A 21,285-nucleotide genomic window follows, 5' to 3' on the forward strand; every position below is an offset into this window, starting at 1 on the left:
CTTTCGTTGATCCATCCGTCGTCTATCTGAAGTGCGAGCTGAGTGAGTCGAGTTCGCCGGTCTCGATTTCGATGATGCCGTTGCCGGCTTTGTAGGTGACGGGAATCGGGTTGCATCCGCCTTTGAAGCCGATTGTGGCGAGGTTGATCGCCACATCGCAGCGTTTGCAGATGATCTTGCCGTCCTTCTCGTAGTAGCCGGCGTCGCCGCAGGTCTCGCAGGCGTCGAGCCCCACGCCGTAGGCGCCGCCGTTCTTCTTGATGATGATGAACCGCATCATCGTGCCATCCTGCGCCTTGTATTCGAAACGGTGCAGATGACCGTCCGCCACCTGCGCGAACGTGATCTTCGCCAGACCGTCCGCAAGCGCGTACTGTTCGGGAGGTGAAAGCTCGGGCACTTCACTGAGCTTCGCATCGCCCCATGCGAGCGAAAGCCATGCGAGCGTGATCGCGAGCGTTGAGCTGACGGCCGTGACGAATGCCCGTCTGCGCGTCGCCTTCGCGGCACGCGCGAGCGCGGCGTTCGCCGGCGCGACGGGTCTGCGCAGCCCGGCGACGAAAGAGGCGGCGGTCGGAATCACGAAGACGACGGCTTGGGCGATCACCAACGCGAGCGCATGGTTGCGCATCGTTATGAACATGCGGAACGCCGCGCCGTGCAACGCGAACAGCCGCATGTTCGTGCACAGCGCCACAAGGTCGAGTCCGTGCCGCACGAGCTGCACGACGATCAGCAACGCCACGGCCGCGGTGAAGGACGTGCGCACGGCCGTCTGGCGCAGCGTGCGGATGACGGCGGCGACCGCCATGGCCGTGCCCACGCCGAGCAGGAAGCCGATGAGACGCACAAGCATCGCCGATGTGAACGGAGAGTCTCCGGGCTCCACGAAATTCGTCAGCTGCAGGATCACGTCGGGCGTCGCGTAGAACACCGTCACGGCGAGCGCGGCGGCGGCGACGATGTTGGCGGCGATCGCCGGGGCGGCCCGCGCGTCGGCGCGTTTCACGGCCTGCTGCGCGCACAGGGCGGCGGTGAGCACGGCCATGTCGAGCGCCACGGCGCAGATGAGTGTGGGCAGGTTGACGTTCGACCGGCGGTTGATCACGGCCGTCGCACGCAACGCGGCGAAGACGATGGCGCCGGAGAGACCGAACAGCACGCCGGCGAGGCGCCAACGGTCGCCGATGCGCAGCGCGCGGCAGGATGGTCGGTTCGTCGAGCCGAGCAGCACATCGAGCCCCGCGACGAGCAGGCATGGACCGAGCAGTCCCTGCAACGCGTGCACGTATTGCGCGAGCATGCCGCCCTCCTTTCACGAGTCGAGGACGCTCTCCTCGCGGCGGGCGCCCTGAAATCACCTATACGGACCGCGGATGCGGCGTTTGCCTCTTCCGCGCAAATCCGGGGAACTCACCACTGGTGGACGGTGTAGTCCCAGTCAAAGGTCGCCTCAAGCGGTTCGGTCCAGAAGTGTCCCTCGACGCCGGTCTCCTTGTCCACATGCAGCATCCAGCCGTTCTCCGCTGGGGAATGGATCTTGAACGTGAGCGTGTATTCGCCGTCCTTGTCAAGCTTGACGTTGCCGCCGTAGTGCGGGCCGTCGGAGGCGTTCATCTCCATGAACGTGCCTTCCTGCTTGTTGTTCGGGTCGTTCTTGTCCTGGATGACATAGTCGACGGTCAGCTTCGGGATGAAGTCGCCTTCGCCGTAACCGAGCTTGTTGTCCTTGAGCGCATGGATGTCCGCCTCCAGATGGAGGTTCGATTCGGCGGCGGACAGGCCCATGCCGGCCGGTTCCATATCGATCGGCTGGAAGTAGACGGCGGCCACGTTGAGCGGGCCGACCTCCTGGTCCTCGCCGATCGGGATCTCCTCGAAGCCTGCGCCGCTATCCTCTTCCTTGTCGGTGGCCTCATCGACCTCACCGCTCGTCGTGTCCGCGCTGTCCGCGGCCTTGCTGGCGTTGTCCGAGTTGCCGCACGCGGCGAGCGAGACGCTCATCATGGCGGCGACGAATGCGGCGAGCAGTGCGCTCAGCTTGCTGGACTTCTTCATGGATTCTCTCCTCTGATTTCTCTTGATTTCTTGATTACTCTGTTCTGGGTTGGATTGGCTACTCGGCGACCGGCAGTGCGACCGGCTGGTGCTCCGAATCGTCGAGCGACGTATGGGTGATGTCCGGCGCGCCCGCGGACTTGCCGGCCGTTGTGTCTGCATCATCGTCAGCGGTATGCCTGCGCTTGAGCCACGGCAGTACGGTGAACATGCCGATGACGAGCAGTGCGGCAATAATCTGCGCCACGACCGTCTGCAGATACGGGTAGAACCCGAGCCATTCGTTCGTCGGCAGCGATTCGATGTACGTGGCGGCAATCAGGTCGCCTTCGATTAGCGAGTGCACGCCGCCGCCCACGAACACCACGGCGAGCGCGCTCATTAGCACCGAAGTCACCATGAAGAACGCTCCGAGCGGAATGTGTACGGACGTCAGACGGATGACGGCGAACACGATGGCGAGCACGAGCGCGGCCAGACCGGCGCCGATCCACATACCACGCGCATCGGTCGTCATCGAATAGATCGATTCATAGAAGATGATCGTCTCGGCACCCTCGCGGAACACGGCGAGGAAACTCAGCAGCGCAAGCGAGAGCACAGCGCGGCGCTGGGCGGTGTCGGCGCCGAGCGTGGACTTCGCGGTGCCCACGGCCGCCTCGGTCTTCGTGCGGATGTACGTGTTCCACGAGTCGACGGAACGCTTCGAAAGCATCCAATTGCCGGACCAGACAAGCATGACGGCCGCGATGAGCGCGCAGACGCCCTCCATGATCTCCTGCTGCGGACCGGAGCCGCCGAAGAGGCTCATGAACACGGCGGCGACGCCACCGGATGCGGCAAGACCAACGATCGCGCCCACATAGACCCAGCCGACGTACTTCTTGAGTCCCGAGCGCAGCAGATACGCGATGACAGCGGCCACAACGAGCAGCGCTTCCAGGCCCTCACGGATCAGCACGAGGAACGACTGGCCGGCTGCGGACGTGACGAGCGCAGTGAAGCCGTTGATGTTGCCGGAAGCGCCGCCGTCGAGTGCGGCCGCATCCTCGGCGAGCATGCCTTTCAGCTCGTCGACGAGCGTTGCGGCACGCGCTGCATCGCCGGCGACCATGGCCTTGCGGGCCTCCTTGAACGTCGACTCCACCTTCGAGACGCGCGAGCCGCCGATTGCGTTCATCACGTTCTTCTCAAAGCCGAGCTTCTCGTAGTACTGGTAGTACGCGTTGTTGACTCCATCCGCACCTGCCTTGCCGTTGCCGGCCTCGGCCTGCTCCACGGCGTCGGTGAGCACGGCATCCATCTCATCGGCCACCTGCGTCCACGAGCGTTCGCCGCGGCCTTCGTTCACGTGTACCTTCGCCGCGTCGAGCTGCTCACGCTCCTGCTGGGTGCGCTCGGCGCGCGCAGCCGCATAGTCGCGCGGGTTGGCGAACGCGGAGTCGGCATCGAACTGCTGTGCCGCGGCGGTGAACTGCGCGGTCAGTTGCTGAACGATTTCGTTGATGCGCGCGGTATTGCCGTCAGCGTAGACGAGACGCCCGAGTTCACGCAGCTGCGCGAGCTGCTCAGTGTACGCGTCGTTTCCGGACTTATCGGCCACGATCTTCGCGAAGTTCGACGCCACGTATCCGGTGTTCATCGCCTTGCTGAAGTGCGACGCCGCGGCTGCGTGATTGCCGTCCGCGTACGACTGTTCCCCTGCCGCAAGTTCCTGATTGATGGCGTCGGTGACCGCGGCCCACGAATCGTAATCGGTGGCCTGTTGCGCAGCCGACTGCCGATCGGCCGCCGCGCTTTCCGCAATCGTGACGGCGTGCGTGGGACCATCACAGCAGTCGTGCGCCGCCGCGGCAGGCGTCACGGCGAGCGCGACGGCCACAAGCGCGCCGGCCAGCGTAACGCCGAAGGATCGAAGGAAAGACATGCGTACTCTCTTGGGAAGTGTGCTGGGTGAATCAGACACTCTTCACGCTACTGTGTGAAGAATTGGAGCAACAGTCTTGTTTTTCCCGGCATGCTGTGTTATGTGCACAGCGCTGCGGCGCGTATGAGATTGGCGGAATTCCGACGTTATTCCGCAACTACTGCTCCGGGCGGCACCGAATCCGGTAGTCCATATTTCGAGACTCGCGGTCTTATGACCGCATTGTGAGATGGCGTAATCGGTCTTGTTCTGCTACCGGCAGCCATGATTCGTAGCCAGTCAATCCATGGAACAGCACAGTCAGTCAAATACAGCCGGAAAGTGCCGAGAGTGCACGAGGCGGCGCCGTGAGTCGAGCACGGCGAAGTCGAACCGCGGCACACGGGCGTCGCGCGTGAGTGTGTTCGGCTCGGCGCAGAACAATGCGGTGGCGAGCCCATCGGCCACCATCGTCGGCAGCGCTGCGAACGTGCGCATCGGCACTGCGGCCCAGCTGGCCGCCACGTCATCCACCGGCTCACCAGTGACGGCATTGAGCAGGTGATGCACCTGCCGGTCGAGCGCGTCTCGCCAATACCGGCGGCTCGGAGCGCTGGCGCAGAGCGCGCCCTCGGCAAGCTGCGCCACGCCGATCGCGCGGTCGGTATCGGCAGGGTCCTCGAGTGCGATGCGCAGTGGTTCGGGCAGCCGGTGCACGCGCAGATCACCGCCGGCGTCAATCACGAACGGTGAGTCAGCGCCGAATTCTTCCTCGAGTCGGGTGCACAGCAGATCCACGCACAGACCCTTGCCGCATGCACCGAAATCGAGTTGCACCGCGCGGTCCGTGACGAGCACGGATCCGCCGTCACGATGTACGTCGAAACCCCAGTGTGCACGGCGCAGCCCCACACCGCCGGCCGCAGACGTGCCGCCGGAATCAATCATTTCGAACGATGCCGCATATCCCAATCGCACAAGATCGGCACCCGCGCACGGGTCCACGCGGCCGGCAGTCACAGCGGCGAGCACATCGGCCCAATCGAACAGCGGCGCAGCCCACGCGGGGAACCGGAACCGGCCACCACGCTCGGCCACAGCCATGCGCGCCACCGTGGAATCGGTGCGGAACCGGGAGAGCGCGCGGTCCACGTCGTCAATCACCGCGCGCAGGCGTGCATGCAGCGCATCACCGACCGGCAGCGCCGTATGCACAAGAATGCCGCCGCCGAGCGCGTTCGGAAACGCGTCGACGTGCGGCATCACAGCGGTCATCATGGGTCACCAGTATCGCACGGGCTCACCGGCACGGCAAGAGACGACCGGCCCACCGCCAAGTCATATAACGTCCTCGTGCCGCGTCATGCATGATTGAACCCGGCTCTGCCGCCATCCGCAGCATCTACGGACACGACGGAGCATTGTTTGGTCCGTTTTTTGGTCTGAAAACGGCGACGGAAATTAGACCGTCATGCGCAGGTAACACAGCGAACCTAGCTTGCCCTCCATACCCGCCGAATACCGCGTCGCAGACCAAAGCATCGTCCGCGTACGGCGGCCTTCCGGCAACGTTTCCGAACTGAATGGAGGGCACGATGTCCGCGAAAACCACGATTCTCGACATGAACCGCTTCGACGGCGCGAATCTGGACGCGCTCGACGCCCATAAGCGCTCGCTCATCGAGCGCCGCGCCGCACTCGGCAACGGCTACCGCCTCTTCTACCGCGATCCGATCGAGATCGTGCGCGGCTCCGGCTCGCACGTGTTCGACGAGCACGGCACCGATTACCTCGACGCCTACAACAACGTCGTCTCGGTCGGCCACTGCCATCCGCACGTCGTCGACGCGATCAGCAGGCAGGCGGCGCAGCTCAACACGCATACGCGTTATCTGCACGAGACGATCCTCGACTATTCGGAGGCGCTCCTCGCGAAGCTGCCGCCGCAAATCGACCGCATCACCTACCAGTGCACCGGCTCGGAAGCCAACGATCTGGCAATCCGCATCGCACGCAACTACACCGGCGGCCAAGGCATCATCGTGACGAACGAGGCATACCACGGCAACACCGACCTCGTCTCCGGCTTCTCCCCGTCGATCGGCATGGGGCAGGAACTCTCGCCGGCCTGCGGACTGCTGCCGACGCCGGACACGCACATCCACGGCGACGAGGCGATCGGCGATTACATGGTCGCACAGCTCAAGGCACGCATCGCCCAGATGCGCGGGAACGGCATCAAGTTCGCTGGCCTGCTTGTCGACTCGATCTTCTCCTCCGACGGCATCTTCCCTGGCAAGGCCGGCTGGCTCAAGAAAGTTGCGGACGCCGTGCACGAGGAAGGCGGCCTCTACATCGCCGACGAAGTGCAGCCCGGCTTCGGCCGCACCGGCGAGGCCTTCTGGGGCTTCGCACGCCACGGCATCGTCCCCGACATCGTGACGATGGGCAAGCCGATGGCCAACGGCATCGCCTGCTCGGCGACGGCGGTGCGCCACGAGATCCTCGACGCCTTCACCGCGAAGATCCCCTATTTCAACACCTTCGCCGGCAACCCGGTCGCGATGGCCGCCGCGAAGGCGACGCTCGAAGTGATGGACGGCGAGGATCTGATGGGCAACGCGAAGCGCATCGGCTCGATGTTCGTCTCCCAACTCGAAGGACTCGCCGTCGACCATCCGGCGATCGCCGACGTGCGCGGCACCGGCCTGTACATCGGCGTCGAATTCGACGACCCGGTCACCGGCAACCCGATGAGCGTCGAAACGCTTGAGCTCATCGAGCAGATGCGCCGCCGCCATGTGCTCACGTCGAACTGCGGATCGTACGGCAACATCCTCAAGATCCGCACGCCGCTCGTCTTCAGCGCCGCCGACGTCGACCGCTACATGACGGCATTGCAGGATTCACTCGCCGCGATCGGCATCTGATACGCCGACGCGCCCCACACATCACACGAGACAGGACACACAGGAGGTCATCATGGGAAAACTAGACGGCAAGGTGGCCATCGTCACCGGCGCATCAAAAGGCATCGGCTCGGGCATCGCGCAGGTCTTCGCACAGCAGGGCGCGAAAGTCGTCCTCGCCGCGCGCGGCGACGATGTGCTCGCGTTCGCCGACGAACTGCGCGCCGCCGGCTACGAGACGACCGGCATGCGCTGCGACGTGACCGATCCGCAGGACTGTGCGCGCCTCGTGCGCACGGCGATTGACGTCTACGGCAAAGTCGACGTCCTCGACTGCAACGCCGGCATCTGCAAACTCGGCGCGTTCCTCGACGCCGACGACACGTGGCGCGACGCGCACATCGACGTCAACATCAACGGCGTATGGAACATGTGCAAAGCCGCCATCCCGGCGATCATCGACGCCGGCGGCGGCACCGTCGTCATCACGTCGTCCGTCACCGGCGATCTCGTCGCCGACCCCGGCGAAGCCGCCTACGCGATGACGAAGGCCGCGCTCGTCGGATTGACGAAGGCGCTCGCGCGCGAGTTCGCCGAGCAACGCATCCGCGTCAACTGCATCTGCCCCGGCTACATCCGCACGCCGCTCGTCGAAGGCATGGCCGCGCAGTCCGATCCGGACGATCCGGAGCGTGCGATCGACGCGATCGCGAGCGCCGTGCCGCTCGGACGGCTCGGCACACCACAGGAATGCGGCGAGCTGTGCGCGTTCCTCGCAAGCGACGAGGCGAGCTACATCACCGGCACGCAGGTGGTCATCGACGGCGGTTCGACGCTTCCAGAGACGACGTCGATGGGACAGTGACGGCGCGCGCAGCCGCAATCAATCGTAAAGGAGTACCCATGTCTGTATTCGAGAACACCGCGATCTTCGACGACGTCGCCGACCGCGCCATCCGCGCCTACCCGCTGAGTGCGGACGCGCATGCGCGGCTGCTGCAGCTTTCGGAGAACGCCACCTATCTCGTCGAGGACGCGCAGGGCGCGCCCGAAGGCATCCTGCGCGTCGGCCGCCCCGGCTACCACACGCTCGACGAATACCGCAGCGAAATGGCGTGGCTGCGGCAGATCAACGACTACACGCCGCTCATCGTGGCCAATCCGCTGCGCGCGACGGACGGTTCGGACATCCAGATCGTGCACGCGGACGACGGCGACGCCTACTGCTGCGTCATGTACGAGTTCCTCACCGGGCAGGCGCCCGACGAGAACAACGAGGCCGCCGCGATCCGCCAGTTCCGCGCGCTCGGCGAGACGACCGCGTATCTGCATCGGCAGACGGAGATCTGGAACGGCGCACGGCAGCTGACGCGCTGGCACTGGACCTACGAGACGATTATCGGCGAGGACGCGATCTGGGGAGACTGGCGCGCGATGCCGGGACTGACGGCGGCGAACATCGACCAGTTCACGCGCTGCTGCGAGGTCATCCGCCGCCGCCTCGAACGCTACGGCCGCAACGAGCACAACTACGGCCTGATCCATGCGGATCTGCGCGTCGCCAATCTGCTCGTCGAAGGCGAGCAGATCAAGGTGATCGATTTCGACGACTGCGGCTTCGGCTGGTATCTGCACGATCTTGCGAGCGCGTTGTCGTTCATCGAGACGAAGCCGATCGTCCCCGATCTCATCAACGCGTGGCTCGACGGCTACCGCGAGGTCATGCCGTTCACCGACACCGACTTCATGGAGATCGACACCTTCATCATGATGCGCAGGCTGCAGCTCATGGCCTGGATCGGCTCCCATCTTGATTCCGATCCGGTCAAGGAGCTCGCCGACGGCTACATCGACGGCACGGTCGAGCTTGCCGACCGCTATCTGCGTCTGTTCGGCTGACGCGAGCGTGCGCCGACCGATTCGACTACTTCCAATCAACCAAATCAATCCATCCATATCCGTCCAATCAACCCATCCATCGACCACCTCAAGGAACCATGAGATAAGAAGCAGAGAGGAGACAGGCCATGTCTGCCACCACCAAATCCACCTCGATCGAGGCAAAGCAATCAAGAGGCCATGACGTCGACGAACGCACCGAAGGAGGCCTGAAGAAGAGCCTTCGCCTGCTGTTCGTCTACACGCTCGCCACCGGCGCGATCTTCACCTTCGTCTGTTACTGGGACGGCATCTTCCTGTCCTACTGCGGACCGGGCACATGGCTCGGCTTCCTGTTGATGACGGCGATGGTGCTGCCGATCGGCTTCGTCTATGCGGAGCTGTCGACGATGCTGCCGAGCACCGGCTCATGTCTCGTGTTCAACACAGTCGGCATGAACAAGCATGCGGGATTCTGGTCCGCGTGGCTCATCATGTGCGCATGGCTCGCCGTACCCGCCGCGGGTGTACTCGGCATCCTCGAATGGCTCAACTACCAGTTCCTCGACAACGGATTGAACGGATCCTACGCGGTCATCGTCGGCGCCGTGCTGCTGTGCCTGTGGTGCCTCGTGAGCCTGTGCAAGAACGTCGTCGCCGGCGGCCTGCAGACGGCGATGCTGTTCATCGCGATCGGCGGCCTGCTCATCACGGCCGGCATGTTCTTCTTCTCCGGCCACTGGAGCCTGTCGAACTTCTCGTCGTTCTTCGCGAACGCAAACGCCGGCGACTACGGCATCGGCCTTGGCTGGATTATCGGCTGCGCGTTCCTGATCACGCCGTACTTCGGCTTTGAAACGGTGCCGGCGATGGTTGAGGAAGGCACGTTCCCGATCAAGGACCAGAAGAAGGCGATCCTCGGCTCCGTGCTCACCTGCGGCATCATCTACGCGATCTTCTACCTCGCCGAAGCCGGCTGCATCAACTGGAACGATTACGCGTTCGACAGCGCGCCCTTCGTCACCTTCGAAACGCTCAAGCTCGTGTTCCCGGGTGCCAGCTGGATGAGCTGGTTCGTCATCGCCCTCGGCATCTTCGGCGTCGTCTTCCCGATCGGCACGTCGGTGCTCGGCTTCTGGTATTCGGCGGTGCGCATGCTCTTCGCGATGGGCCGCCAGAACTTCCTGCCAAAGGCCTTCGCGAAGTGCAACCGCTACGGCCAGCCGATCATCCCGAACCTGCTCATCCTCGCAATCAGCATCGGCTTCCTCGCGATGCAGTCGATCACCGCGTTCTTCGATCTGATGGCCTTCGCCTGCGCAATCTGCTACGCGATGAGCAGCATCTCGGCGATCCTGCTCGATGTGCGTCACCCCGAATGGGAACGCCCGTACCGCGCGCCGGGCGGCATGGCGATGAAGATCGCCTCGCTCATCATCTCGCTGACCGTCGCCGTGTTCTGCTGCATCGGCATCGGCGTGCAGACCTGGGTCGGCTTCGCCGGCTACATGGGCGTCGGTTTCGTGCTCTGGTGCACGATGCTCGCCAAATGGCGCATCAAAGGCAAGGATTCGACCGTCTGGATGCGCACGCCGGCGGGTGTGATCGAATACTGATTCGCCCCGCTCCTTCGAAGTCTCGGGCGTCGCATTCCCTCTCGCGGCGCCCGTCTTTTCATCAATGATTCATTCATCACAGTCATCGATTCATTACAGTCCCCACCCATCACACCACCCATCACAGTTCGACGGAGCAATCATGAAGGAAATCGAATTCATCATCAACGGCGAGAAACTCGAGACGCTCAAGCACGTGCTCGACCAATTCAGCAACCGCGGCATCACGATGACGTCGGCGATGGGCTACGGCCATCAGCACGGCCTCAAGCAGGTGTACACGCGCGACGAGCGGCAGGGCGTCGCGCTGCTGCCGAAGATCAGCGTGCGCACCGTCGTTCCGGACGATGAGGTCGACGGCATCATCGACGCCGTCGTCAATCGACTCTCCACCTCCAGCTTCGGCGATGGCAAGATCTTCGTGCGCGCGGTCGAGCAGGCGGTGCGCATCCGCACCGACGAACGCGGCGACGACGCGCTCTGAGAGCCCCGCCGGCGCCGTTACATCGGTCGGCTATCGTAGTCCGCGAATAACGCGCGCGGAAACGAGGACGGTATGGCAGTCGAAGGCATGACGAAGGAACCCACCGCCACCGTCGGCCGCGCGATCCACGACATCCATCTGCTCGCGAACGTCGACGAACTCGCCGTCGGCGACCATCTGCCGCCTGAGCGCGCGCTCGCCGAACGGCTGCAGGTGTCCCGTTCGACGATTCGCGCGGCGCTCGACGTCATGCGTGCGCGCGGCGAAATCAGCACGCGGCGCGGCCGCGGCGGCACCGTCATCGTCGCCGACATCGCGCATGCCGCACTCCCCTCGCGCGTCACCGTCAACGCGAAATCGACGCGCATCATCGACCGTACGTCGGCGAGCACGTCGGGACTGCCGCACATGCTCGCATCGCAGGGCATGAGCTGCGTGACGCACGTGCTCGACGCGCAGATTCAGCATTGCGACGAACGCATCTGCCAGCTGTTCCACGTCCCCACGTCGCAGCCGCTCATCCGCGTCGAACGCGTCCGCGTCGTCGACGGGACGCCGATCTCCTACGAGCAGACGTATCTCGACCCGCGCGGCTATCCGGATTTCCTCGATTTCGATTTGACGAGATCGATCTACCAACTGCTGCAGTTTAACCACGGCACTGTCATCCACGCCGTCGAGGAGACGATCGAGACGATCCCCGGCTTCGGACGTCCGGCGCGCGCGTTGCGGCTGCCGAGCGGCACGCCGCTGCTGTACGTGTGCTCATGCGCGACCGACGCGCTCGGCGCCACCGTCGTCGTCTCCGACGACGTCTACCCGGCCGCGCATGTGCGCCTCACGACGTCGCGTACATTGGGCTGACGCGGCGCGGCGCCGCTCACCCGCGCTGTCCGGCGAGCGGCGCGAGGCGGTCGTACATGCGCTGCACCATGCGGTTGAGTGACTGCGGCGTGATGTCGTCGTAGTTCTCAGTCATCGTGTAGCCGGGGCCGGGCACGTAGCCTCCGGCAAGATAGCCGGTCACCACGACCGTCGTCATGCCGGAGGCGGCCGCCGACGTGCGACCGCTCATCGAATCCTCGAAGGCGACGCAGCACGGCAGCAGCACGTCCGGAATGCCGAGTCGTTTCGCGGCGAGCTCGTACGGCGCCGGATCGGGCTTCTTCGGCACATCGTCGTCGCCGCAGACGTAGCCGGCGAAGGTGTTCGGCGGCGCCTGCGCGATGAGGTTCTCGGCCAGTTCCCGCGGCGACGTCGTCACGAGCATCGACGGCACGCCGGCGTCGCGCAGCTGTTCGAGCAGCCGGCGCACGCCGGGAATCCACGGCAGTCGTTCCTTCTCCTCGTCGGTCACGTATTGGATCATGCGACGGCCGATCTCCTCGGGCGGCAGAGGACAGCCGAGTTCGGCCATCTCCTGCGCGATCTGCGGCACCGGCCGTCCGGAGCCGTCCATCGCCATCTGCTTCGTCCAGTGGCCGCCGTATTCGCGCACAAGCCGCAGTTCGCTTTCGTGCCACAACGGCTCGGAGTCGATGAGTGTGCCATCCATGTCCCAGAACACGCCCTGCAGTGCCTCGAGCTTGGCGGCTCTGCTTTCCTGAACGCCCATGCACGCCTCTTTCCGTCGTCATCATCCATCGCCGATCGTCCCTCCCACCATACCCGCCGCCCCGGTATCACCGGGGCGGCCATCGCGGCGTGCTCACTCCACGACGGTGAAAGTCGTGGAACGCAGGTCCGCGTCACGGCTCGAATGGCCGACGAGCACCTTGAACTCCCCGGGTTCGACGATGCGCCTGGCGTCGCCGTCCACGATCGTGCACATGTCGACCGGCAGCTCGAACACGACGCGACGCGTCTCGCCCGCCTCGAGCGTCACACGCCGGAACCGCTTGAGCTCCTTGGCCGCCCAGGTGAAGGACGTGACGACGTCGCTGACGTACAGCTGCACGATCTCGGTGCCACGGCGGGACCCCGTGTTCGTCAGGTCGATCGCCACGCGCACGGTATCGCCCCTGCTGAATTCGGAGCCGTTCACGATCGCGGGCTCGCCGTATTCGAAGGTCGTATACGCCAGCCCCTCGCCGAACGCGAACGCCGGGTCCTGCGTCAGATCGGCGTACCGATCGCCGTGCTGCCCGCGGATCTGGTTGTAGAAGACCGGCAGCTGCCCCGCATGACGCGGGAACGTGATCGGCAGACGTCCGCTTGGCTCGGTCATGCCGAAGATGATCTCGGCGAGCGCGCGGCCTCCCTGCATGCCGGGGTTCGGCGCCCAGATGAAGGCGCCAAGCCCGTCGGCGGCGGACTCGTCGACGATCACGCCGTTTTCCCCGATCACGCACGCCGGCAGCACCTGTGGCTTCGAGCTCATGAGCACGACGATGAGCGGCTTATGTGTTTCACGTGCAACCTCGCTCAGCCGTTCGAGCAGCAGGTTCTGGCCGCCGAGCAGCTCAAGCGTCGCCGTCGAGCAGGTCTCGCCGGTGAGCTGCACGACGTCGCCGACGATGGCGATGACCGCATCCGCACGCCGCGCCTGTTCGACGGCTTCGTCGAGCAGGGCGTCGTCGACGCGCGCGGACACGGCGAGCTTCGGTCGGGGCTGCCCATCCGGATACAGCGGACCCGCCGGATCGTCGATGAGTTCGACGACGTCGGCGCCGCGCGCATAGGTCACCTCGCAGTCTTCAGGAGCGAGCTCGCGCACGCCGTCCAGCACGGTCATGATCATGTCGCGCGGCTGCCCCTGCGGCATCCACGGCACCTGTCCGGAATTGCCGGCCCAGTCGCCGAGCTGGTTCTGCGCGTCGTCAGCAAGCGGCCCCACGACGGCTATCGTGTGCAGGGAGCCATTCTCGGCGGCCAGCGGCAGCGCCGCATTGTTACGCAGCAGGACGATTGATTCGCGGGCCAATTCGAGGTTCGCGTCCATATGATCGTCGTTGCCGACCACGGCCTCGATGCGTTCCGGATCGGGCAGGCGCGGGTCCTCGAACAAGCCGAGCTGGAACTTCAGCGTCAGCAGACGTCCGACGGCCGCGTCCAACGCGTGTTCGTCGAGCAGACCGTCATGGACCGCCTCGATGGCGCCCTCATAGAACCCCGGAGTCGTCATGATCAGATCGTTGCCCGCCTTGACGGCGTCGGCGGCCGCGGTGCGGTAGTCCGGCTTGATGCGCTGCTCCCACACCGCACGTCCGACGTTGTCCCAATCGGTCACGAGCGTGCCACCATAGCCCCAATCGCCGCGCAGTTTCGTCTGCAGCAGCCAATCGTTGAAGGTGACGGGCGTGCCGTCGATCGCCTCATAGCCGAGCATGAAGGTGGCGCAGCCCTCCTTCGCCACACGTTCGAAGGGAGGCAGGAACCAGCTGGCGAGCGCCCGGCGCGTCAGATCGGCCTCCGAGGCGTCACGGCCGCCCTGCGTGTACGAATAGCCGGCGAAATGCTTGGCGCAGGCGAGGATGGCGTCCCTGTCGAAGGCCTCGCCCGTCCGGGCGTGCTTCTGATACCCCTGCACCATCGCCGACGCGAGTTCGCCGATGAGCATCGGATCCTCGCCGAAGGTCTCGTCGATGCGGCCCCAGCGTGTGTCGCGTCCGATGCACAGCACCGGCGAGAAGGTCCAATGCACACCGGTGCAGGAGACCTCCTCGGCCGTCACCCGGGCGGCCCGCTCGACCTTCTCGGCGTCCCAGCTGCACGCCATGCCGAGCTGGGAGGGAAAGATCGTCGCGCCGGGCCAGAACGAGTAGCCGTGGATGCAGTCGTCGCCGACGAGCAACGGGATGCCCAGACGCGTCTTCCCGCGCACGATGCCGTCGGCTCGCACCAGATCATCGGGGGATGTGTGCAGGATCGAGCCGACATGGCGGTCCACGATCAGGTGTTCGAGGTCGCCGGACCGCGCATCCAGCTGCATCATCTGGCCGACTTTCTCCTCAAGCGTCATACGCGAAAGCAGGTCCTGGACGCGCTCCGGGATCGTCAACGTCGCGTCGAGATAGGGGTGGGTGGTTTCAGTCATCGTCTGACTCCTTTGTTGTCGCGCCGGACGGCGCCATGCGCCGTCCGGATGTTCCATGGCGGGACGGCGGCGTCAGCGGACGCCGCGGATGAGCATGATGAACACGCATCCGAGCAGGGCGAAGGCGATCGCGATCGGGAAGGCGAAGGCGTACCCCAGGGAAAGCGTGATGGCGGACATGAGCACCGGACCGAGCATCTGCCCGAGCGTCGTGGCGAGGTTGAGGATGCCTAGGTCCTTGCCCGTCTCCGGGGAGAGTTTGGGATTCGAACGCGCCACCTCGAGGTTGCTGTTATATATGGCCAGACGCAGCCCCAGATCGGTAGGCATCGCGCCGTCCTCCGCGGCGCCCAAGGCCTCCCCTCCCCCGCAACCGCTTCCGCTTGCCCACGACCACTACCGCTCATGATCGCTCCTTTCGTCCTCATCGACACCTGTGCATCATCGCATCGGCACAATCTTTATATCTAACATCCGTTAGATATAAAGATTATCGTTCGTAACACAGCCAAAGTCAAGTTGCGGAACACCGGCGTGTCACGGTTGTCTTATAGCGCGATTGTCTATATCTAACAAATGTTATATATGATTAGGATGCAGCGGCCGCCGCGACGCGTACGCAAGTCAGCCCCGGCGCGACGGAGGGCCCACCAAGGGCTTTGGGGAAATCAGCGATACCCGTCCCACAACGGCGACGGGAAGATCATGCGTTCGAACGCCAGCCATTCATCGTACAGATCCACCGGCGGCATGCACAGCCACCGCATCTGCACACCGTCCATCGCCTCGATGACCCGGCGCAGATACGGCCGCATGTTGGGATCCCACGGACCGACCTCGGGCGGGATTCGCCAGGGGTAGCGCGAATAATGCTCCCAGATGTTCTCCGGGCGGTTGCGGTAGTACTCATGCAGCGGATGCGAGGGGTTCACCGACTCGATGTACAACATCAGGAACAGCTGCACCATCTGCCTCTGCGCGGCGTTGTGCCGGACGAGGAACCGCAGGTAGGCGGGGAACGACAACGCATCGGGATCGCTTCCAGGCAGCCCCGAACCCATGAAATCCGCGGGGGTGCCGCTGCTGTCGTAGACATCGGTGATGAGCAGCGACAACAGCCCTTCCTTGGTGCCGACATAGTGCAGCAATCCGGGCTGACTCATCCCCACCTCATCGGCGACGTCCTTGAGCGAGATGCCGTTATACCCCCGCTCGGCGATCAGTTTGATCGCGGCACGCTCGATCTCCCCGATACGCTCTTCAGGGGTTTTGCGCACACGTTTCGCCGACACAACCGCCAAGTGTATCACCGGTCCGCAACCCCACCTCGGCCGCTTCCCCGTCGCCTGCCGGGTCCCGCACCGCGCACACATAAGCTGTCCGAGTCGTCGCCCCACATCCCCCCCGACCCGCACAGCGCACGCATACGCGGCACCGGACGCACACGCATAACGTCCCACCGCACAAAAAACGTCCGGAACCCAGATTCGGGTTCCGGACGCTTACCGGGCCTATATAAGACTCACCGGTAGATCGTGTGCCACAGGACGACCGATTTCGATTCTGCCTGCGCCGAGCGGTGGCTTGCGCCGGCCGCGAGCTGCCGCGTCTGTGGATGCAGCTGCCGCCGCCAGTGCCGTGCGCGCGAGGGACGGCGCACTTCGGTAATGTCGCCGTCCATGTCGGCGGTGAAGACGCTCACTGTCGTGTCGCTCAACCGCGCAATCTGCCGCCGCAGCTGCCGATTCTCCTCCTCGAGTTCGAGGATGCGTGCGATGCCGGTAAGGTTGATGCCGTCGCGTTGACTCATCGACTGCGCCTGCACGAGACGGTCAATGTCGCGCAACGAGTAGCGGCGTGCACCCCCTTCGGTGCGTTGGGGCACAATGAGGCCGGCACGGTCATATTGACGCAGCGTCTGCGGGTGGATGCCCGCGAGTTCGGCGGCGCGTCCGACGCTGAAGACCGGCAGGTCGACGTCGAATCCGACGCGCGCCGCACCCTCGAGATTCGCCCGCTGCGCGACGATCGCCATCGCGCACATCTCATACAGCCGGCGTTTCTGCTGGGAGACCCGCGTCATGGCGCTCAGGCCTCCCGTTCTTCAGCGAGCTTATCGACAAAGTCTCCGCATGCCTTGTCGAATTCCTTCGCGGCATGCTTTTCGCCGACGCCCGGATGTTCGGGGACGCGGATCTGCACGCGGCCGACGAGATCGCCGGTTTCGCGCTTCGTCTTGACGCCCTTGCCCTTGACGCGCACTTCGACGCCGCTCGAGGTGCCGGCGTGCAGCTTGAAGGTCACCGTCTCGCCGTCGAAGTCCTTCGCGTCGATTTTGCCGCCGTCGACCGCCTGACCGACGGTGATTGGCAGATCCATGACGAGATCCACTCCGTCCATTGTGAACTTCGAGTCCGGCGTCACAGTGATCGTCAGATACATGTCGCCGTTCTTGCCGCCATGCACGCCCGGCTTGCCCTTGCCGGCGAGCTTGATCTTCTGCCCGTTCTTCACGCCTGCCGGGATGCGCGTCTTGAATTGCTTGCCGGCCGCCTTCAGCGAGACGGTCGCGCCCTTGACGGCCTGGCGGAAGGTCAGCGTGATCTTCGAGTTGAGGTCGGCGCCGTCCTCCGGAGCCGGCGTCGGGCGGTAGCCCGCGTAGGCACCGTCACCGTAGTCCTCATAGCCGTGGCCGCCGTGGCCGCCGTAGCCGCCAGCACCGCCGTTGCCGAACATCGAGAAGATGTCGTCGAAGCCAGCGCCGCCGCCGTTCGTCGAGAAGCGGATGTGCGAGCCGCCGTTGCCGCCCGCGCCGCCGCCGAACATCGAGAAGATGTCGTTGAGGTTCGACGCGTCGAAACCACCCGCGCCGCCGGCACCGCCGGCGAAACGCGCGCCGCCCGCGCCGAACTGGCGAATCGCGTCGTAGCGTTCACGCGATTCCTTGTCCTTGAGCACATCGTAGGCTTCGGAGATGTCCTTGAACTTCTCTTCGCCTTCCTTGGTCTTGTTGATGTCCGGATGGTATTTGCGTGCGAGCTTGCGGTACGCCTTCGTGATTTCGCTTTCCGTGGCGTCTTTGGAGACACCGAGGGTTTTGTAGAAATCCTTGTTCAGCCATTCGTTCTCAGCCATGTTGTGCCTCCTTTCGAGGTGTTGCTGAATCCGTGCGCGGCGGGCGGCCCTTCCTGCCGGCCGCGTGCCGCGCACCTGAAATAACGTCTTATCTCTCACCGAGCGCGAGCGACGTCCGTTGACGCCGCCGCCCTTCGGCACAGCGCACAGGAGGCCGTGGACCGCACACGATTGTGGTCCACGGCCTCCTCATGCGTCACCGTGTCAGTTCTGCGGCGATGCCACGACCACGCGGGCCGCGCGAATCACGCGATCGCCGATGCGGTAGCCGGCCTCCACGACCGTATCCACGGTCGCCTTTTCGGCATCCGGATCCGGCTTGTGCAGCACGGCCTCATGCTTCGTCGGGTCGAAGTCCTCGCCTTTGACGCCGAACTTCTCCACGCCGAACTTCTCGAAGGTCTTGTCGAGCTTCGCGGCGACCGCCTTGAACGAATCGTCCATCTCGCCGTGTTCGCGGATGCGATCGATATCGTCAAGCGCGGGCAGCTCGGCTGTCAGCACATCGATGATGCCCTGCTGGCGCGCCCGATCCATGTCCTTGCGCGTGCGGTTGCGGTAGTTGATGAACTCCGCGCGCTCACGCTGGAGCGCTTCAAGATATTCAGCCGCCTCCTTCTTGGCCTGGCCAAGCGGAGTGAGCTTGCCGTCTTCGGAATCAGCCTGCGGCGTCTCCTGCTGAGCCGCTTCGGCCGCTTCCTGCGCCGGGGACGGCGTGGACTGCGCCGCGCCGTCCTGTGCTCCGTCGTTCACGTCCGCATCGGCGGGCTGCTGCTCGGCGGCAGCGTCGCGCTCGATGTCGTCCATGAGCTGGGAGCCGGGGTCGGCCTGCCCGTTCGCCAGTTCGTCGGCGTCGGGCAGGTCATCGAGGTAATCGTCCTTGTTGAACTCGGACATTACTTGTTGTCCTTGTCGTCTTCGTCGTCAACGACTTCGGCGTCCACGACGTCGTCGTCACCGGAGTTCGGCGCGCTCTGCTCGCCGGCCGGAGCGCCTTCGGCGCCCTGCTGCGCGTACAGCGCCTGACCGATCTTCTGCGCGGCGGTCATCAGCTTCTCCTGATCCGACTTGATCTTCTCGATGTCGTCGCCCTTGAGCGCGTCCTTGAGTTCGTTGACCGCGTCGGTGACTTCCTTGGCCACATCGTCGGAGAGCTTGTCCTTGTTGTCGTTGACGAGTTTCTCGGTCTGATAGGCGAAGGCTTCGGCCTGGTTGCGGGTCTCGGCCTCTTCCTTGCGCTTCTTGTCGTCGGCCTCGTGGGCTTCGGCGTCGCGCACCATGCGGTCGATCTCGTCCTTCGGCAGCGCGGAGCCGCCGGTGATCGTCATCGACTGTTCCTTGCCGGTGCCCTTGTCCTTCGCGGAGACGTGGACGATGCCGTTCGCGTCGATGTCGAAAGTGACTTCGATCTGCGGGACGCCACGCGGAGCCGGGGCGATGCCGGTCAGTTCGAAGGTGCCGAGCGGCTTGTTGTCGCGAGCGAATTCACGCTCGCCCTGATAGACCTGAATCAACACGGACGGCTGGTTGTCCTCGGCCGTCGAGAAGATCTCGGAACGCTTCGCCGGGATGGCGGTGTTGCGCTCAATGAGCTTCGTCATGATGCCACCCTTCGTCTCGATGCCGAGCGAAAGCGGGGTCACGTCGATGAGCAGGACGTCCTTGCGGTCGCCCTTGATGACGCCGGACTGGACGGCCGCGCCAATCGCGACGACCTCATCCGGGTTGACCGACTGATTCGGTTCCTTGCCGCCGTCGAGCTCCTTGACGAGTTCCTTGACAGCCGGCATACGGGTCGAACCACCGACGAGCACGACGTGGTCGATCTGCGAGACGGAGATGCCTGCGTCCGCGAGCACGTTGTTGAACGGCGTGCGGCAACGATCGAGCAGATCCTTCGTCATTTCCTCGAAGTGAGCGCGGGTGAGCGTCTCGTCGAGGTGCACCGGGGTGCCGTCAGGGGTCATTGCGAGGTACTGCATGTTGATCGTCGTGGACATCGACGAAGACAGCTCCTTCTTCGCCTGCTCAGCGGCTTCCTTGAGGCGCTGCAGCGCGATCTTGTCCTTGCTCAGATCGACGCCGTACTTGTCCTTGACACCCTTGACGAGCCAGTCGATGATGCGCTGATCCCAGTCGTCGCCACCGAGGTGGTTGTCGCCCGAGGTCGCCTGGACCTGAATCGTCGAGAAGCCGTCGTCGTCCTTGCCGATCTCGAGCAGCGAGACATCGAAGGTGCCGCCACCGAGGTCGAAGACGAGGATGCGTTCGTCTTCCTTGCCCTTTTCAAGGCCGTACGCGAGCGCGGCCGCGGTCGGCTCGTTGATGATGCGCAGGACGTTGAGTCCGGCGATCGTGCCGGCGTCCTTCGTCGCCTGACGCTGTGCGTCGTTGAAGTACGCAGGGCAGGTGATGACCGCGTCGGTCACCGGCTCGCCCAGATAGGCTTCGGCGTCGCGCTTGAGCTTCATCAGGATCTGCGCGGAGATCTCCTGCGGCGTCCACTTCTTGCCGTCGATGTCGACGGTCCAGTCGGTGCCCATGTGGCGCTTGACCGAGCTGATCGTGCGGTCGACGTTGGTGACCGCCTGACGCTTGGCGACTTCGCCGACGAGGATTTCGCCGGACTTGCTGAAGGCGACGACCGACGGGGTCGTGCGCGAACCTTCGGCGTTCACGATGACGGTGGGCTCGCCACCTTCCAGCGTCGCGATGCAGGAATTGGTGGTACCCAGATCAATACCAACTGCGCGTCCCATACTCATTCTCCTTTGTTTGGTTCGCTACTTGTTACGTTCTTGCTCGAGTTCCGTCCGGCGGCGGTCCTGCGGACCGGCCTTCCTGAACCATCCGAAACTTGAGCCTACATCACTCAACTATTTTCTGTCAACCGTTATTCCCACTGCGGAAGTTTTTTCTGAAGATTTCTCGCACACGCCGGAAAACCGCCGTTTTCCGGCGGTTTTCAGACATCAGGAAGGTGTATTTCAGCAAACCATCAGCTTGCAGTGGGTGAACGCCCCCCCCCCCGCAAGATCAAGCACTGTTCACCAACAGAACGAGACGCAACGGGACACAACCAGCCTGCAACCAACCCCACCGCACATACGACGGGGCGGCCATGCCCCGCTATGGCCGCCCCGTCTTCCCTATGCCCCTGATCCTCACCATCGGGCGATGCGAAGTCTTCTGTCGTAGTCGCTACGAACTTCTGATCTTCCGCTCCCTCTCACCTGAGCTCAGCTGAGCTACGTATACTGCGC

At 64.3% G+C, this 21,285-nt stretch carries 17 protein-coding genes and 1 pseudogene; 6 read left to right on the top strand and 12 right to left on the bottom strand.

Annotated elements, in window-relative coordinates; genetic code table 11:
* Positions 1-22: 22 nt before the first annotated feature.
* The 4 genes from G606_RS0107895 to G606_RS0107910 form a co-directional block, all read right to left on the bottom strand.
* The gene (locus G606_RS0107895; RefSeq protein WP_026645502.1) at positions 23-1,303 is read right to left on the bottom strand and encodes a DUF2318 domain-containing protein; all 1,281 of its coding nucleotides are present in this window, start codon (positions 1,301-1,303) and stop codon (positions 23-25) included.
* A 110-nt stretch (positions 1,304-1,413) separates the two neighbouring features.
* Positions 1,414-2,058, bottom strand: a complete 645-nt coding sequence (locus G606_RS0107900) for an iron transporter (protein WP_026645503.1) — start codon at positions 2,056-2,058, stop codon at positions 1,414-1,416.
* Between the two features lie 58 nt (positions 2,059-2,116).
* Entirely contained in the window at positions 2,117-3,985 is a 1,869-nt protein-coding gene (locus G606_RS10310) for an FTR1 family iron permease (RefSeq protein WP_155802849.1), read from the bottom strand.
* A gap of 300 nt (positions 3,986-4,285) precedes the next feature.
* Positions 4,286-5,242 carry an FAD:protein FMN transferase gene (locus tag G606_RS0107910; protein WP_051198710.1) on the bottom strand — a complete coding sequence of 319 codons (957 nt, stop codon included), beginning with the start codon at positions 5,240-5,242 and terminating at the stop codon, positions 4,286-4,288.
* 317 nt (positions 5,243-5,559) lie between these two features.
* On the opposite strand from G606_RS0107910, the gene G606_RS0107915 reads away from it, so the two are divergent.
* The 6 genes from G606_RS0107915 to G606_RS0107940 all read left to right on the top strand — a co-directional run bounded on the left by G606_RS0107915 (position 5,560) and on the right by G606_RS0107940 (position 11,715).
* Positions 5,560-6,894 carry an aspartate aminotransferase family protein gene (locus tag G606_RS0107915; RefSeq protein ID WP_026645505.1) on the top strand — a complete coding sequence of 445 codons (1,335 nt, stop codon included), beginning with the start codon at positions 5,560-5,562 and terminating at the stop codon, positions 6,892-6,894.
* A 52-nt stretch (positions 6,895-6,946) separates the two neighbouring features.
* Positions 6,947-7,738 (top strand): SDR family oxidoreductase UcpA, encoded by a 792-nt coding sequence (ucpA, locus tag G606_RS0107920; RefSeq protein WP_026645506.1) that lies wholly within the window; start codon positions 6,947-6,949, stop codon positions 7,736-7,738.
* A 38-nt stretch (positions 7,739-7,776) separates the two neighbouring features.
* On the top strand, positions 7,777-8,772 hold the full coding sequence (locus tag G606_RS0107925) for a phosphotransferase enzyme family protein (protein ID WP_026645507.1): 996 nt from the start codon (positions 7,777-7,779) through the stop codon (positions 8,770-8,772).
* A 128-nt stretch (positions 8,773-8,900) separates the two neighbouring features.
* The gene (locus G606_RS0107930; protein WP_051198712.1) at positions 8,901-10,367 is read left to right on the top strand and encodes an APC family permease; all 1,467 of its coding nucleotides are present in this window, start codon (positions 8,901-8,903) and stop codon (positions 10,365-10,367) included.
* Between the two features lie 142 nt (positions 10,368-10,509).
* Entirely contained in the window at positions 10,510-10,851 is a 342-nt protein-coding gene (locus G606_RS0107935) for a P-II family nitrogen regulator (RefSeq protein ID WP_026645509.1), read from the top strand.
* A 72-nt stretch (positions 10,852-10,923) separates the two neighbouring features.
* Positions 10,924-11,715, top strand: a complete 792-nt coding sequence (locus tag G606_RS0107940) for a GntR family transcriptional regulator (RefSeq protein WP_026645510.1) — start codon at positions 10,924-10,926, stop codon at positions 11,713-11,715.
* A gap of 16 nt (positions 11,716-11,731) precedes the next feature.
* Here the strand turns inward: G606_RS0107940 and G606_RS0107945 are convergent, their stop codons facing one another.
* The 8 genes and pseudogenes from G606_RS0107945 to dnaK form a co-directional block, all read right to left on the bottom strand.
* A complete protein-coding gene (locus G606_RS0107945; RefSeq protein ID WP_051198714.1) occupies positions 11,732-12,466 on the bottom strand; it encodes an HAD family hydrolase in 735 nt (244 codons plus the stop codon).
* A gap of 93 nt (positions 12,467-12,559) precedes the next feature.
* Positions 12,560-14,887 carry a glycoside hydrolase family 3 N-terminal domain-containing protein gene (locus G606_RS0107950; RefSeq protein WP_026645512.1) on the bottom strand — a complete coding sequence of 776 codons (2,328 nt, stop codon included), beginning with the start codon at positions 14,885-14,887 and terminating at the stop codon, positions 12,560-12,562.
* A 72-nt stretch (positions 14,888-14,959) separates the two neighbouring features.
* A pseudogene (locus G606_RS11235) lies at positions 14,960-15,136 on the bottom strand (MFS transporter); the annotation flags it as partial.
* Between the two features lie 419 nt (positions 15,137-15,555).
* On the bottom strand, positions 15,556-16,188 hold the full coding sequence (locus tag G606_RS0107960; protein ID WP_442852247.1) for a TetR/AcrR family transcriptional regulator: 633 nt from the start codon (positions 16,186-16,188) through the stop codon (positions 15,556-15,558).
* Positions 16,189-16,409: 221 nt separating this feature from the next.
* Positions 16,410-16,970, bottom strand: a complete 561-nt coding sequence (locus G606_RS0107965) for a heat shock protein transcriptional repressor HspR (RefSeq protein WP_026645515.1) — start codon at positions 16,968-16,970, stop codon at positions 16,410-16,412.
* 5 nt (positions 16,971-16,975) lie between these two features.
* Positions 16,976-18,022 (bottom strand): DnaJ C-terminal domain-containing protein, encoded by a 1,047-nt coding sequence (locus G606_RS0107970; protein ID WP_026645516.1) that lies wholly within the window; start codon positions 18,020-18,022, stop codon positions 16,976-16,978.
* Positions 18,023-18,226: 204 nt separating this feature from the next.
* On the bottom strand, positions 18,227-18,919 hold the full coding sequence (gene grpE / locus G606_RS0107975; protein WP_026645517.1) for a nucleotide exchange factor GrpE: 693 nt from the start codon (positions 18,917-18,919) through the stop codon (positions 18,227-18,229).
* Entirely contained in the window at positions 18,919-20,781 is a 1,863-nt protein-coding gene (dnaK, locus tag G606_RS0107980) for a molecular chaperone DnaK (RefSeq protein ID WP_026645518.1), read from the bottom strand. Before dnaK ends, grpE begins: the two co-directional genes overlap by 1 nt.
* Between the last annotated feature and the right edge of the window lie 504 nt (positions 20,782-21,285).

Origin of the sequence: Bifidobacterium sp. AGR2158, from assembly GCF_000424225.1 — a bacterium.
In the GTDB taxonomy this organism is placed as follows: domain Bacteria; phylum Actinomycetota; class Actinomycetes; order Actinomycetales; family Bifidobacteriaceae; genus Bifidobacterium; species Bifidobacterium anseris.

Coding starts and splice junctions, on each gene's coding strand:
- grpE (WP_026645517.1), bottom strand. CDS start 18,919: ATGTCCGAGTTCAACAAGGACGATTACCTCGATGACCTGCCCGACGCC.
- G606_RS0107945 (WP_051198714.1), bottom strand. CDS start 12,466: ATGGGCGTTCAGGAAAGCAGAGCCGCCAAGCTCGAGGCACTGCAGGGC.
- dnaK (WP_026645518.1), bottom strand. CDS start 20,781: ATGGGACGCGCAGTTGGTATTGATCTGGGTACCACCAATTCCTGCATC.
- G606_RS0107900 (WP_026645503.1), bottom strand. CDS start 2,058: ATGAAGAAGTCCAGCAAGCTGAGCGCACTGCTCGCCGCATTCGTCGCC.
- G606_RS0107925 (WP_026645507.1), top strand. CDS start 7,777: ATGTCTGTATTCGAGAACACCGCGATCTTCGACGACGTCGCCGACCGC.
- G606_RS0107930 (WP_051198712.1), top strand. CDS start 8,901: ATGTCTGCCACCACCAAATCCACCTCGATCGAGGCAAAGCAATCAAGA.
- G606_RS0107915 (WP_026645505.1), top strand. CDS start 5,560: ATGTCCGCGAAAACCACGATTCTCGACATGAACCGCTTCGACGGCGCG.
- G606_RS0107970 (WP_026645516.1), bottom strand. CDS start 18,022: ATGGCTGAGAACGAATGGCTGAACAAGGATTTCTACAAAACCCTCGGT.
- G606_RS0107935 (WP_026645509.1), top strand. CDS start 10,510: ATGAAGGAAATCGAATTCATCATCAACGGCGAGAAACTCGAGACGCTC.
- G606_RS10310 (WP_155802849.1), bottom strand. CDS start 3,985: ATGTCTTTCCTTCGATCCTTCGGCGTTACGCTGGCCGGCGCGCTTGTG.
- G606_RS0107895 (WP_026645502.1), bottom strand. CDS start 1,303: ATGCTCGCGCAATACGTGCACGCGTTGCAGGGACTGCTCGGTCCATGC.
- ucpA (WP_026645506.1), top strand. CDS start 6,947: ATGGGAAAACTAGACGGCAAGGTGGCCATCGTCACCGGCGCATCAAAA.
- G606_RS0107940 (WP_026645510.1), top strand. CDS start 10,924: ATGGCAGTCGAAGGCATGACGAAGGAACCCACCGCCACCGTCGGCCGC.
- G606_RS0107910 (WP_051198710.1), bottom strand. CDS start 5,242: ATGATGACCGCTGTGATGCCGCACGTCGACGCGTTTCCGAACGCGCTC.
- G606_RS0107965 (WP_026645515.1), bottom strand. CDS start 16,970: ATGACGCGGGTCTCCCAGCAGAAACGCCGGCTGTATGAGATGTGCGCG.
- G606_RS0107950 (WP_026645512.1), bottom strand. CDS start 14,887: ATGACTGAAACCACCCACCCCTATCTCGACGCGACGTTGACGATCCCG.